14 protein-coding genes are annotated in these 13410 nt (G+C 25.7%); 6 read left to right on the top strand and 8 right to left on the bottom strand.

What is annotated here, in order from left to right:
• Nucleotides 1–95: 95 nt before the first annotated feature.
• On the top strand, nucleotides 96–1739 hold the full coding sequence (gene tfrA / locus MBORA_RS03840; RefSeq protein WP_042694676.1) for a fumarate reductase (CoM/CoB) subunit TfrA: 1644 nt from the start codon (nucleotides 96–98) through the stop codon (nucleotides 1737–1739).
• On the opposite strand, the gene MBORA_RS03835 is transcribed toward tfrA, so the two are convergent.
• Nucleotides 1732–3036, bottom strand: coding sequence for an amidohydrolase family protein (locus MBORA_RS03835; protein ID WP_042694675.1), 1305 nt, complete (start codon nucleotides 3034–3036; stop codon nucleotides 1732–1734). The two genes, tfrA and MBORA_RS03835, sit on opposite strands and share 8 nt — an antisense overlap.
• 37 nt (nucleotides 3037–3073) lie before the next feature.
• Nucleotides 3074–3283 (bottom strand): histone family protein, encoded by a 210-nt coding sequence (locus MBORA_RS03830; protein ID WP_042694673.1) that lies wholly within the window; start codon nucleotides 3281–3283, stop codon nucleotides 3074–3076.
• Nucleotides 3284–3475: 192 nt separating this feature from the next.
• Here MBORA_RS03830 and hisG point away from each other — a divergent pair, with 192 nt between their 5' ends.
• Both hisG and pyrB read left to right on the top strand, forming a co-directional pair.
• The gene (hisG, locus tag MBORA_RS03825) at nucleotides 3476–4336 is read left to right on the top strand and encodes an ATP phosphoribosyltransferase (protein ID WP_063720252.1); all 861 of its coding nucleotides are present in this window, start codon (nucleotides 3476–3478) and stop codon (nucleotides 4334–4336) included.
• 25 nt (nucleotides 4337–4361) lie between these two features.
• Nucleotides 4362–5297 (top strand): aspartate carbamoyltransferase, encoded by a 936-nt coding sequence (pyrB, locus tag MBORA_RS03820; protein ID WP_063720251.1) that lies wholly within the window; start codon nucleotides 4362–4364, stop codon nucleotides 5295–5297.
• Here pyrB and MBORA_RS03815 read toward each other — a convergent pair.
• Nucleotides 5290–6441, bottom strand: a complete 1152-nt coding sequence (locus MBORA_RS03815) for an orc1/cdc6 family replication initiation protein (RefSeq protein ID WP_042694671.1) — start codon at nucleotides 6439–6441, stop codon at nucleotides 5290–5292. The genes pyrB and MBORA_RS03815 overlap by 8 nt on opposite strands.
• A 528-nt stretch (nucleotides 6442–6969) precedes the next feature.
• Complete coding sequence (locus MBORA_RS03810) at nucleotides 6970–7461, bottom strand: DUF2299 domain-containing protein (RefSeq protein ID WP_248845831.1); 492 nt, start codon at nucleotides 7459–7461, stop codon at nucleotides 6970–6972.
• Between the two features lie 51 nt (nucleotides 7462–7512).
• On the opposite strand from MBORA_RS03810, the gene MBORA_RS03805 reads away from it, so the two are divergent.
• Nucleotides 7513–8538: a cobalamin biosynthesis protein gene (locus tag MBORA_RS03805; protein ID WP_063720250.1), complete on the top strand. Its 1026-nt coding sequence runs from the start codon at nucleotides 7513–7515 to the stop codon at nucleotides 8536–8538.
• Nucleotides 8535–9548 (top strand): cobalt-precorrin 5A hydrolase, encoded by a 1014-nt coding sequence (locus tag MBORA_RS03800; RefSeq protein WP_063720249.1) that lies wholly within the window; start codon nucleotides 8535–8537, stop codon nucleotides 9546–9548. Before MBORA_RS03805 ends, MBORA_RS03800 begins: the two co-directional genes overlap by 4 nt.
• Before the next feature lie 12 nt (nucleotides 9549–9560).
• Here MBORA_RS03800 and MBORA_RS03795 read toward each other — a convergent pair whose 3' ends face one another.
• Entirely contained in the window at nucleotides 9561–9809 is a 249-nt protein-coding gene (locus tag MBORA_RS03795; protein WP_042694778.1) for a UPF0147 family protein, read from the bottom strand.
• Nucleotides 9810–9945: 136 nt separating this feature from the next.
• Between MBORA_RS03795 and MBORA_RS03790 the strand changes: the two genes are divergently transcribed.
• Entirely contained in the window at nucleotides 9946–10113 is a 168-nt protein-coding gene (locus tag MBORA_RS03790; protein WP_063720248.1) for a ribbon-helix-helix protein, CopG family, read from the top strand.
• Here MBORA_RS03790 and MBORA_RS03785 read toward each other — a convergent pair.
• From MBORA_RS03785 to MBORA_RS11450, 3 genes are all read right to left on the bottom strand, one after another.
• The gene (locus tag MBORA_RS03785; RefSeq protein ID WP_063720247.1) at nucleotides 10110–10697 is read right to left on the bottom strand and encodes a class II aldolase/adducin family protein; all 588 of its coding nucleotides are present in this window, start codon (nucleotides 10695–10697) and stop codon (nucleotides 10110–10112) included. The two genes, MBORA_RS03790 and MBORA_RS03785, sit on opposite strands and share 4 nt — an antisense overlap.
• A gap of 11 nt (nucleotides 10698–10708) precedes the next feature.
• Nucleotides 10709–12337, bottom strand: a complete 1629-nt coding sequence (locus MBORA_RS03780; RefSeq protein WP_063720246.1) for a DNA-directed DNA polymerase II small subunit — start codon at nucleotides 12335–12337, stop codon at nucleotides 10709–10711.
• An 832-nt stretch (nucleotides 12338–13169) separates the two neighbouring features.
• On the bottom strand, nucleotides 13170–13410 hold a 241-nt coding region (locus MBORA_RS11450; RefSeq protein WP_198643700.1), incomplete at its 5' end, for a transposase.

The raw sequence follows: 13410 nt of genomic DNA, 5'->3' as shown, positions 1-13410 counted from the left end.
ATTATTTTATATAGTAGATATATTTAAGTATTTAAGATAATTTTTTTAAGTGTAAATGATATAAATACTACTAATTAAAATATAAGGGATAAAATATGGAAATTAAGACAATATCGACAGATGTATTAATTATTGGATCTGGAGGTGCTGGTAGTCGTGCAGCTATTGAAGTTAATGATTCAGGTTTAAAAGCATTAATAGTGTCAAAAGGATTATCTTTTAGATCAGGATGTACTGGAATGGCTGAAGGTGGTTATAATGCTGTTTTTAAAGCAATTGATAAGGACGATTCGCTTGAAGCACACCTTGCAGATACATTAAAAGGTGGAAGCTATCTTAATGATAAAGAACTAGTAGAAATATTAGTTAATGAATCTCCAAAAAGATTAATTGATTTAGAAAATTATGGAGCAATATTTGAAAGACAAGAAAATGGTGATATAAATCAAAGACCTTTTGGAGGTCAAAGTTATAGAAGAACCTGTTTTCAAGGAGATAGGACAGGAGCTGAACTATTAAATGCTCTTAAAGAAGAAATTATTAAAAGAAACATAGAATGTATTGAAGAAGTTATGATTACTTCATTAGTTACAAAAGATGCAAAAGTAATTGGTGCATGTGGACTTGATTTAAAAGACTCTAATTTAATATTTTTTCAAGCCAAAGCAGTTATATTAGCTAGTGGAGGTGCAGGTCAATTATATCCTGTAACTTCAAATACATTCCAAAAAAATGGTGATGGATTTGCTATAGCCTACAGAATAGGAGCAAATTTAATTGATATGGAACAAGTACAATTTCATCCAACAGGAATGGTTTCTCCAGAATCTAAAAAAGGAGTTTTAGTAACTGAAGCTGTTAGAGCAGAAGGTGGAAAGCTTTTAAATAAAAATGGAGAACGTTTTATGAAAAAATATGCTCCTGAAAAAATGGAATTAGCTACACGCGATGTTGTTGCAAGATCGATTTATCAAGAAATAATTGAAGGAAGAGGTAGTGAAAATGGAGGAGTATATCTTGATATTACACATCTTCCTGATGAAATAATTGATGAAAAACTTGAAACAATGGTCTTACAATTTAAAAATGTAGGAATAGATATTAAAAATGAAACAATTGAAGTAGCTCCAACTGCACATCATTTTATGGGTGGCTTAAAAATAAAAAAAGATGCATCAACTAATATTAAGAATTTATTTGCTGCTGGAGAAGTTTGTGGAGGAGTACATGGAGCTAACCGCCTAGGAGGAAACGCTTTAGCTGATACACAGGTATTTGGAAAAATAGCTGGGGAAAGTGCATCTAAAGTAGCTAAAAATAATGAATTTAAAACAAATGAAAAAATGGTTAAAAAAGAAGCTTCAAGAATTGAAAATCTAATTAAAAAAGGATCAATAAAACCCAATGAATTTAAAGAGAATATTAAAAACTTAATGTGGGAAAAAGTAGCTATTGTACGAGATGAAAAAAATCTAAATGATGCATTGAAAAAATTATTAGAAATGCAAAAAGATTTAAATAAATTAGATGTTAATAATAAAACTCAATACAATACAGATTTAGTTACTGCACTTGAAGTAATAAATATGGTTGAAATTTGTATTTTGATTGTAAAATCAGCAATATTACGTAGAGAAAGTAGAGGAGCTCATTTTAGACAGGATTATCCTCGAAGTAATGATGCCTGGAAAAGAAGTATAATTTTAAACAAAAATAAAATAAAATTTGAAACTAGATAGTTTCTTTTAATTCTTTTATTACTTGTCTAGCTTTATTATAAATTTCTTCTTCATTCAAGATTGTTAATTTTTTATTTTCCATTAATATTTTACCATTACAAATAGTAGTATCAACATTTGAACCATTTGCAGAATAAATAATATTTGAACTTAAATTAGAAGAACCGGGAACCATATTAACTTGATTTGTGTCGACTAAAATAATATCTGCTTTTTTCCCAATTTCAATAGAACCAATTTCATCATCTAAACCTAAAACTTCAGCACCTTTTATAGTTCCCATAGCTATTGCTTCATTAGCCGTTAATACTTTAGGATTTAAAGTTGCAACCTTTTGAAGAAGAGATGCTGTTTTTAACTCTTCAATTAAATCTAAATTATTATTTGAAGAAGCACCATCAGTTCCAATTCCCACACAAATGTCATTTTCAATTAATTTAGAAATAGGAGCTATTCCAGAAGCTAATTTCATATTACTGCAGGGATTATGTGAAACTTTAACATTATTTTTCTTAATAATTTTAATTTCTTCGTCACTTAACCATACACAGTGAGCTGCTATAACATCAGACCCTAAAAAGCCAATACTATCTAAATATTCAAAAGGTCTTAATCCTTTTTCATTTAATATATCATTAATTTCTTTTTGGGTTTCACTAACATGAATATGAATTCCAATATTATATTCATTAGCTAATTTTCTAATTTCTTTTAATAATTCTTCAGAAGCAGTGTATGGAGAATGTGGTCCAAAAAATACTTTAATTCTTCCATCCGCCATTCCATTACATTTGTCAAATAAAGCCATGTTCTCTTTAATTTCATTAGCTCTTTTATCAGCGTCTGAAAAATCAATCATTCCATAAGATAACACGGCTCGCAACCCAGCATCATCAACGGCTCTTGCTACATCTTCCATGTAAAAATACATGTCAGAAAATGTTGTTGTTCCTGACTTTATTAGTTCAATTGCACCTAATAAAGCTCCAATATAAGAATAATCACCTGTAAGATTTGCTTCCATTGGCCAAATATAATCATTTAACCAACTATCTAAACTCAAATCATCGGCTAATCCTCTAAATAATGTCATTGATAAATGTGTATGAGTATTTATAAATCCTGGAAGTAAGATTTTTCCGGTAGCATCAATGATTTTATCTACATCATTTTCATCTATCCTGCTAGAAATTTCAGATATTTTATCGTTTTTTATTAAAAGAGATTGTTTTTTTCCTTTAAAATTATTAGAATCTAAAATAAATGCGTTTTTAATTAAAATAGTATTATCTTTCATAATAACACCTGAAAAAAAATAAAAAAAAGTTAAAAACTTATTCTAAGTTTTTAATTGCTAATTTAATATCATCTGCTTTGACAGTTTTACGTTTTGCAATTTTAGCTACATTTTTAGCTTCAATAGCAACATTACGTGCAACTTCTTCAACATAATCGGCTAATGCATCTTTAGCATCTTCACTTACTCTTTCTGCACCAGCATCTTTGATGATTCTAGCAATAGGAGCTTTTGGTATTTCAGACATGATTTTCACCTCTTATTAATTAGTAATAACTTAATGATTATATTTGAATTAATATTAAGTTAAATATAAGGTTAAATACTCATCATATTTAAATATTATTGTAAATTTAAAGGTATTAAATCAAAAAATAAGAAAAATTATTTAATTAAAAGAATAATAATATCAATTAATTAAAAAAATTGAGAAGATATGATGAAAATTAAAATTGCCATTCCTTCAAAGGGAAGAATAAGTGAACCCTCAATAAATATTTTAGAAAAGGCAGGATTAGGATTGATTGATAAAAATAATAGAAGATTAATCTCTAAAACATATAATAAAGATATTGAAGTGATGTTCGCAAGAGCTTCAGATATTCCTGGTTTTGTTCATGACGGTGTTGTTGATATGGGTATAACCGGTGTGGATTTAATTGAAGAAAGTGAAAGTGATGTTTTAGAGCTATTAGATTTAAGATTTGGACAAACAAAATTAGTGATAGCTGCTCCTGATGAATCTAATATTAACTCAATTAATGATATTACAACAGACTTAACAATAGCTAGTGAATTTCCAACATTAACTAAAAAATACTTAAAAAAGCATGATTTGGATTTAAAAATTGTTAAATTAAGTGGATCAACAGAAGCTGCTCCATTTATTGGTGTTGCTGATTTAATTAGTGATTTAACAAGTACTGGAACCACATTAAAAATGAATCATCTTAAAATTATTGATACTATCCTTGAAAGTAGTATTGTTCTTATAACAAATAAAGAAAACTATGAAAAGAAAAAAATATTGATTGATGCTGTAAATACAAGTATTAAAGGAGTTTTAGATGCTGAGAGAAAGAAGCTTATAATGATGAATGTAAAAGAAAAAGATTTAAATAAAGTAAAAGACGTTATGCCATCTATGGCTGGTCCTACAATATCTGAAGTTTTATCAAAAGAAAAAACCGTGGCTGTTCAAGCGGTTATCAATGAAGATGAAGTATTTGAACTTGTTAATGATTTAAGAACAGCAGGAGCTAAAGATATTTTAGTAGTTCCAATTGAAAGAATAATATAGCTATTTACTTATAAATATAAAAGGGTTGGTAAAAATTTTCAAATTAAAAAACATGATTTCAATAAAAGACTTCGAAAGAAGTGATATTGAATATATTCTTGATGAAGCATCGAAATTAGAAAATATAGCTAAATCTAAAGAAGTGTGTGAAGAATTAAAAGGAAAAATTTTAAGTTTAATGTTTTTTGAACCTTCAACAAGGACGAAAATGTCATTTGAAACCGCAATTAAACGTTTAGGAGGAGAGTGTATTGGATTTGAAAATAGTAGATCTAGTTCTGTTTCAAAAGGTGAAAGTATAGCTGATACTGCAAAAATGTTTGAAGGTTATAGTGATGCATTAGTTATTAGACATGAATATGAAGGAGTATCTAAATTTATATCAGATATTGTTGATGTTCCTGTTATTAATGCAGGAGACGGAGCTGGTCAACATCCAACACAAACATTACTTGATTTGTTCACTATAAAAAAAGAAATTGGTGAAATAGATAATTTAAAAATAGCTTTAATTGGCGATTTAAAATTTGGCCGTACTGTACATTCACTCGCTAATGCATTAGGACTATTTAAAAACATGAAAATTTATTTGGTATCTCCTCCAGAGTTAAAAATGCCAAATGAAATTCTTCACGACTTAAACAAAACAAACATTGAATATGAAGAGGTAGAAAGTATTGAAAAAATAATTGATGATGTAAATGTATTATATATCACTAGAATTCAAAAAGAAAGATTTGTTGATATTGAAGATTATATAAAAATAAAAGGAGCTTATATTATTAACAAAAAAATGCTTGAAGGTAAAGATTTGATTGTAATGCATCCATTACCTAGAATTGATGAAATTGATAGTGATGTTGATAATACAAAATACAATAAATATTTCTCACAGGCAGCTAATGCAGTTCCTGTAAGAATGGCTATTTTAAATACACTAATTAAAAACAACCCTAAGTAGGAAAAAGAGTTGATTCAAGTAAATTTAAATCACACTGAAGCTTTATAATATTAGTTCTTCCTTTTCCACGACCACGAGAAATTGTGTTTGTAGAAATAATTCCTAACATTTCAAGTTCATTAATAAAATCAAAAATTCTTCTATAAGTAACTGAATCTTTATTAGACACTTCTTTATATGCATCATATAATTTACCAGAAGTAATTTCACCATTTTCCTTTGTTAAGTTTAAAATAGCTTCTAAAACTCTTTGTTGTTGAATAGGTAACGTTGATATAATTTCTGTTACTTTATTATGTTCTATCTTGTCTTTTGCTCTTTTTACATGACTACTAGATACATTTTCAGAATCTTCATCAAAAGCTAATTCACCAGAAGTTCTAAGTAAGTCTAATGCATACCTTGCATCACCTTCTTCTTTAGCTGCCATAGCAGAGCATAATGGAATAACATCATTTTCTAAGACTCTTTCATGAAAAGATAACCCTGCTCTATCATATAATATATCAGCTAATTGATCTGCACCATATGGAGGAAATACAATTTCCTTATCATTTAAACTACTGTTAACTCTTGACTTGATAAGACCTTTAAAGTCTAAATAATTACTAATTGATAAAATAGAAACATTTTCAGTTCTTGTTAATGTGTATAAAATTCCATCCCCATCTTTATCAAGTAAAATATCAATTTCATCCAAAATAACAATTAAAATAAGTTTTTTTCCAAATGAATTTGTTTTAAAGATGTTTCTAAATGTATTAACAATTTCACTTTTTGTCCAACCTCGATTAGGAACATCACGACCAAGTTTTTGACATAAATGAGCAATTACTTGATATTCAGTTGTATAGTCAGTACATCTGATATATTCAACTCTTATAAAAACATCTTTATTTTTTGAAGCTTCATTTAATTGCTCACGAGCAAATTTTGAAGCTGCAGTTTTACCAGTACCAGTTTTTCCATAAATTGTAATATTTGATGGCGTGACATTATTTAGTGCATCTACCCAATATTTCGCGATTTGTTTAATTTGATCTTCCCTATGTATTAATTTTTCAGGTAGAAATCGGTGATCCAATGGTTTTTTATCCTTGAAAATTGTATTATTTGTTTCAAATTCATCAAAAATATTAGTCATAAAAATAACCTCAATTAAAATGTAAGAATAATATGTAAAAATAATTAGTATTATTTCCAGTGATAATATATACAAAGATGTATTAAATAAAGTTTTTTATTACAAAATTATTTAAATGTATTATTTTGATTAAAAAATAAAAAATTAAATTAACAACGATTAGTTATATTTAAAAATAATAATTATTAAAAGAGTACATTATAAATAAATAAATTTTAAATTGATTAACATTTATATAATTAATTAAATAAAGTATTTGTTTAATTTAATAAAAAAATAAAAATAGAAATAGTCATGGATTTCAAGTGTAAAAATTAATATTACACATGAAAAATAACAGAGGGACAGATTGATTTCAAGTGTAAAAAAATAAAGATAGAAAATAAAAAATCAAGACATGGATTTCAAGTGTAAAAAAAATAAAATTTAAAAAAATGAGATAAATTTCAAATATTTACAGTAGAAATACACCTCTTCAATTCTAATATATCTTCGTAAAGATTATACTTGAAACGTATCTCTCTCACTCTAGACAAACATTGTATTATCACTGGGAGTATTTTTAGAAAAATCAAGTTTTTCAAATTTCTTATCAATCAACCAGATACAATGTAGCTTAGCTTTAAAAACACGCTTTAAAGTTTTAATAAAGTTATGCTTTGTTAATCCATCACTAAAAATTTCATCTGTAATAATAAAACCATTTAATAAATCTTGGTCAATTTGAAGTTCATAATCAACTAAAAAATTATTTAATCCAAAATTAAGGTCTAAAATAAATTCTTTTTTAATATTATCTTTAGATTCTTTCATTAATTCTAAATGTTGTGGTGCAATTTGAGTTGCACATCCAATTACAATACAATCTTTTCTTTTCGGTTTAACAACATCCATCATATTCTCTTTTGGAAATTCAACGATATAGTGAAAATCAACATTTTCTTCGAATTTTTCTTCGCGGTAAAATCCTTCATCGACTAACCATTTTTTAACATCATTTTCAATTGTCATATTAATCATTATTAAAATTTTATAATAAATTATTTATTTTTATAGTATATATAATAAAACATGTTAAATTATGATAGTATATATGATATAAATTTAATTAATTTTAATTCATTGAATTTATTTTTATTTATTATATTAACATTAATTTGTGCAATATTAATAGATATAACATTTGGAGAACTTCCTGTTAAGATTCATCCAGTTGTAATTATAGGCCATATAATAAACTTTTTTAAAAATATTTTTATTAAAATAAATAATAAAATCTCAGGATTGTTACTTGTTGTATTCACAAGCATAATTACACTAACAATTGTGGCCTTACTAATCTTTTTTTCTACATTTAACTTGATAATTTATTTTATTATATTTACAATATTATTATCATCAACATTTTCTATTAAAATGTTATTAGAAACAGCTATTAATGTTAAAAACAATTTAGATGAGAGTTTAGAAAAAGCTCGTGAATCAGTATCATATTTAGTTAGTAGAAATACACAAGAACTTACAGAGTCTTTTATTGTATCAGCAACAATTGAAAGTATGACTGAAAACATTACAGACTCATATGTAGCTCCTATTTTTTATTATTTCATTTTTGGATCTTTATTATTAATTTTTTCAAATAATAATTTTATTATATTACTATTATTAATTTCATTTTTTTATAGAATTTCAAATACATTAGATGCAATGGTTGGATATGAAACTGATGAATTAAAAATTATTGGCTATATTCCTGCTAAATTAGATGATGTTTTAAATTATATTCCATCAAGAATTGCTGGAATTTATATAGTTATATCATCATGTTTATTAAAATATAATTATAAAAATAGTTACAAAATGTTTAAAAGAGATGCTAAGAATTGTCCAAGTCCAAACTCTGGATTTACAATGGCAACAACGGCTGGAGCATTAGATATACAATTAATTAAAAAAGAAACATATGTTTTAGGAGATAAAAATAAAGAAATAGATTCTACAGACATCAACAAAGCAGTTAAACTCTCAAAAATAACAATGTTTTTATTCACAATTACAATTATTTTTTTATTAACAATTATTTATGTGATATCATGAAAATAGCTATTATTTCAGTATCTTTTAAAGGTAAAAAATTAGCACATCAATTAAAAGAAAAATTAGATAAAGACTCAACCATTATTTCAACCGTGTTATATCATAAAAATGTAAGAAAATATTTTCAATTAATATTTTATGAATATGATGCTATAATAGCAATAATGGCATCTGGTATTTTAGTTAGATCTATTGCACCTTTAATTGAATCTAAAGTAACAGATCCTGCTATTTTAAATATTGATGATAATGGAAATTTTGTTATTAGTGTCCTTTCTGGTCATTTAGGTGGAGCAAATGAATTATGTGGAAAAGTATCAAGGTTAATTGATGCAACTCCTGTAATTACAACTTCAACAGACGTGAATAAAAAATTAGGGATAGATACACTGGCTAAAGATTTATATTTGAGTATTAGTAATACTAATGAGATTTTACACTTTAATAAAGCTATTTTGGATAATAAGAGAATTTTTATCAAATTAAATGATAAATCTAATTATGATTATTTGTATGAGTATTTAAGTAAAGTTACACTTGAAATAGATGTTTTAATTTCTCAAAGTAGTAAAATAGATCCTAATGAAATTTTGTGTCGTGTTGAGAATCATGAATTAACGTTAATACCTAAAAAAATAATTGTAGGTATTGGATGTAGACGTGGTAAAAAATGTGAAGAAATTGAGGAAAAATTAGACATGGCATTAAATACATTGAATTTATCAAAATCTAGAATTAATGGTCTAGCCTCTGCTGAAATAAAAAAAGATGAAAAAGGAATATTAAATTTAGCTAAAAAATTAGATATCTCAGTTAATTTTGTAGAATTAGATAAATTGAGATTATTTAGCTCAAAAAATGTTCAAAAATCAGAATTTGTGTATTCAAAATTTGGAATTTATGGTGTTTGTGAACCTTCAGCTCTTATTACAGCAGGTTTCGATTCAAAATTAATTTATAAAAAAACACAAAATGATGGTGTTACAATTTCAATAGCTGTTTCAAAATAAAAAAGAAAAGTTTTAGATAGATTCTAATTTGGATAATACTTCCCAAATTAAAGTTCTAGCATGAACTGGAATATTAGGATCATTACTAATTTCATCTAATTTTCCTAGAACAGCGCTAATTTTAACAGATTGATCTTGTTCTCCATCTTTTAGAAGCTCATTGGATTGATCAGCTGCTTCTCTAATGTTACGAGGAACAGTATTGTTTTCTTTTATATATTCAAGTATTTCACATACTTCTTTTAATGTTGCGTTGCTTATAATAACTCCCTCCAAAAATAGTCAAATTTTTATTAATAAATAATATTAGACATGTATATTTATATATTTTGTGGTTAAATTGATGTTTTAGGTTAATGAAAAAATTTATATTAAAGATTAATTCAAACTATAATATATGTCTGAAATAAGCAAAACAACTATTAATTTACCGAAGGAATTAAAAAAAGAATTAAAAAAAATCGCAATCGATGAAGATACTTCATTATCTGGATTAATAATTCAAATGATTAATGAAGGATATGAAGCTAGAACAAATAAAAAAATTGATTCAGATGAAGATTAAATATAATCTTCTGATGAATTTAACATATGAGTAATAAATTGAGTTTTTGCTGTTTCTTCTACAAATAATGCAAGAGATTCTGCTTCTTTTAAATTATCACTAATACAGACAACACCATGATTTTTTAAAATCAAGACATTTTCAGTAGATAATCCTTCTGCAGCTTTTTTTGCAAGTTTATTAGTTCCTGGTTTTTCATAATCAATATAAGCTAAAAATTTGGAATTAACAGTTCCAAAACCCTCATATCTTTTAATTCTTTTTGATGAGAAAGCAAAACCAGTAGCATAAGGAGAATGAGTATGGACAATTGCATTTACATCATTCCTATTTTTATAGATTTCAATATGCATATTGACTTCAGATGAAGGTTTTCCTTTTGTTAAAATATTTCCATTAATATCAACTAAAACTACATCCTCTTCTTTTAAATCTCCAAGTGATTTTAAAGTAGGAGTAATAGAAATAATATCACCACACTCGCTTTTATGTCTTGTACTAATATTTCCAGCTTTTCCAGAAACAAGTCCTTTTTCATAGACATTATTTGATATATTAACAACTTCAGCAATATTTTTTTTCATTAATAATCACCTTAAATAAATTTTAAATGTTTATATTTTCCTTTATAAAGAACTGGGACTTCTGCAGGTGTTGGTTCAATATTATAAATTTTTTGAAATTCGGTTTGAGTTTGAAAAGTTCCTGAATTAATTAAATGAATTCCATTGAATTTTCTATAAGTATTAATATGAACATGTCCAGTATGGAATATATCTGGAATTTCATCAATAACTAAATAATCTTCAAGTTCAGAAGCTAATGGTGTCCTTTCACCATAAATTGGAGCTAAATGTCTTTTTTTAAGTAATTCTTCCATTAATAAATCATTTCTTTCATGAGTAAATTCTTTAACAGCCATTACTAAGTCATCAAAACTACGTCCATGATAAATTAAAACATGAATCCCATCTAATGATACAACGCCAGGATTACTAATAAATTCAACATTATCAAGCTCATATAATGCTTTTGCATATTCTTCAGGAACTGCAGGTTGAGGTTCAGCAACTCTTGAAGCGTCGTGGTTTCCAGGGGCAATAATAATTTTAATATCACTTCTTACATTTCCTAAAAATCTTGCAGCTTCATTATACTGCTCTGTAATGTCTTTAATAGCTAATTCTTTTTCTTGATTTGGATAAACACCAATACCATCCACTATGTCTCCACCAATAACAAGATATTTTACATCTTCTGCTATTTTTCTTTGCTCTTCAGTTCCATAGTCACAGTTAATCCAATCAATGAATCTTACAAATGCATCTTCTAGAAATGTTAAACTACCAATATGGACATCTGATAGAAATACTATACTAAAATCCATTTTCTTTTCAGGAATTCTTGAAACACCAGGATTAATAATTTCTTGACCAAAAGCAAAATGACTATCATCACTTTTATTTGCAATAACACCTACAACTTCATCTTTAACCAATTTTTCAGCTTCTTTAAATAGGTCTTCTTTTTTATTTGTAAATAGAACAGATATTGTTCCTGTATCATCTTCAAATTCAATAATTTTATGTCCATTTTTACTTGATCTTATTTCTTTAACCATTAAAATCATACTTAAAGAATCTTGATCTTCTTCAATATCAGCTATTTTAGTGTAATTTTTAAGTTCAGGTCTACTAGATAAAATTTTAGCTAATTTATCATATCTACTTTTAAAATAAGAAATTAAGTTTTCAATCTCACCACTAGTATATGACTTTTTACTAGTGTCTTGTAAGATTTCAAAATCGTATTTTACATTAGTTTTTTCTAAATTCCTTTTAAATTCAATTTTTTCATCTTTAATTGTTTCAGAAGCTTCAACAATAGTTGGATTAATGTATTTTTCAACATTATCACTTTCTTTTTTTAAATCATCAATTTTTTCTTTAACATCACTTTTAATTTCTATTTCTTTTTTATCAACAGAAGGTCCTAGTGTTTTTTGAATTATATTATTTTCTTTTTGTTTTCCTGTAATTTCATTTATAATATCTTCGCTTACAGAAACTAAGTCTTTTGATGAATACTTATCACTTTTTAATTTAACTATTAATGATGATGCAAAATCAAGAGGATTTTCAGCATTATTTACTATATTATAGGCTTCTGGTGAAAGGTTTATTCCTTTTTTTGCAAATTTTAGTAAAATTTTATTAGTAGTCATGCTAGTTAGACTTTTTATTTTTAAGATTTATAAAGTTTGAGAATTTATATTTGTAATTTTTATATTATTTTGATAATAGGACATTATCTCACTAATTTTTAATATTTTTTACTTATTTTTTATTTAATTTTGTATACTATGAACTATAATCTTGTATTATAAAAACTAATCATTATACTTATTTTATTCATGGTTTTTAGATGATATTATTAATTATATCTTGTTTGTGCCATGAATTTAAAAAATTTGATTCCTGAAGATTATATGTGATATTTATATTAAATAATTTGGTTAATCAAATTGGTTGTTCGAAAAGCTAATCTTACATTTATTGATAATCTTGGTGAAACTGTTTAGCATCATTAAATTTTGAGAATTAAATTGGATCATGATGATCTGATTGTTAAATCCTTTAAAATAACTATAATAGCCACACGTGAAGTGGATTTAGTTAAATTCATCATGTGAGTGGAGGGAACCAAAGTTAAAAACATTCATGAATGAAATTATTTACTAATAAATAACAATTAAAAATAATGAAACAATATCTTGAAGAAATTATTAAATTAGATGAATAAGATGACAATGAACTTGGATGACGAATCTGGTAACAGTATTTCAGAAACACGAACCAAAAAAAAATTAAAATCTAAAAACAACCTCTTAAAAAACTTCCCAAAACATATTAAATAATTATTCAGATATATAAAGAAATCCTAAAAAAAATTTAATCTAAAACTAAAATATGAAACATACAATGCAAATTTCTAAAAATCATTCAAGTTTTTTATAGTGCCAAATGCTAACATATAAATAGTATTATAGTTAATTACTAAACTTTTGATATAAATGTTTCACACCAATGTATTGTAATATTGTTCTTTTCAATATTTTCATTGAAGGTTTTTTTGACTAGTTCTTTTAGATGTTCTTTGGATTTTAGGTATTCATTGCGAATTATATTTTTCATTATTCTCCAAAGCTGTTCTATGGGATTTAAGTGTGGAGAATAAGGTGGGAGATTAATTAACTCAATATTAAGAATTTTAGCTATTTTTTTAATAAATGCAGAT

Source organism: Methanobrevibacter oralis, assembly GCF_001639275.1.
Lineage (GTDB): Archaea > Methanobacteriota > Methanobacteria > Methanobacteriales > Methanobacteriaceae > Methanocatella > Methanocatella oralis.
Note: the sequence above shows the minus strand (reverse complement) of the source record. Positions and strands in the feature narration are given on the sequence as shown.

Excerpts from the sequence above, each read along its gene's own strand:
- tfrA (WP_042694676.1), top strand. The coding sequence starts at position 96 with ATGGAAATTAAGACAATATCGACAGATGTATTAATTATTGGATCTGGA.
- MBORA_RS03835 (WP_042694675.1), bottom strand. The coding sequence starts at position 3,036 with ATGAAAGATAATACTATTTTAATTAAAAACGCATTTATTTTAGATTCT.
- MBORA_RS03830 (WP_042694673.1), bottom strand. The coding sequence starts at position 3,283 with ATGTCTGAAATACCAAAAGCTCCTATTGCTAGAATCATCAAAGATGCT.
- hisG (WP_063720252.1), top strand. The coding sequence starts at position 3,476 with ATGAAAATTAAAATTGCCATTCCTTCAAAGGGAAGAATAAGTGAACCC.
- MBORA_RS03815 (WP_042694671.1), bottom strand. The coding sequence starts at position 6,441 with ATGACTAATATTTTTGATGAATTTGAAACAAATAATACAATTTTCAAG.
- MBORA_RS03810 (WP_248845831.1), bottom strand. The coding sequence starts at position 7,461 with ATGATTAATATGACAATTGAAAATGATGTTAAAAAATGGTTAGTCGAT.
- MBORA_RS03805 (WP_063720250.1), top strand. The coding sequence starts at position 7,513 with ATGTTAAATTATGATAGTATATATGATATAAATTTAATTAATTTTAAT.
- MBORA_RS03800 (WP_063720249.1), top strand. The coding sequence starts at position 8,535 with ATGAAAATAGCTATTATTTCAGTATCTTTTAAAGGTAAAAAATTAGCA.
- MBORA_RS03790 (WP_063720248.1), top strand. The coding sequence starts at position 9,946 with ATGTCTGAAATAAGCAAAACAACTATTAATTTACCGAAGGAATTAAAA.
- MBORA_RS03785 (WP_063720247.1), bottom strand. The coding sequence starts at position 10,697 with ATGAAAAAAAATATTGCTGAAGTTGTTAATATATCAAATAATGTCTAT.
- MBORA_RS03780 (WP_063720246.1), bottom strand. The coding sequence starts at position 12,337 with ATGACTACTAATAAAATTTTACTAAAATTTGCAAAAAAAGGAATAAAC.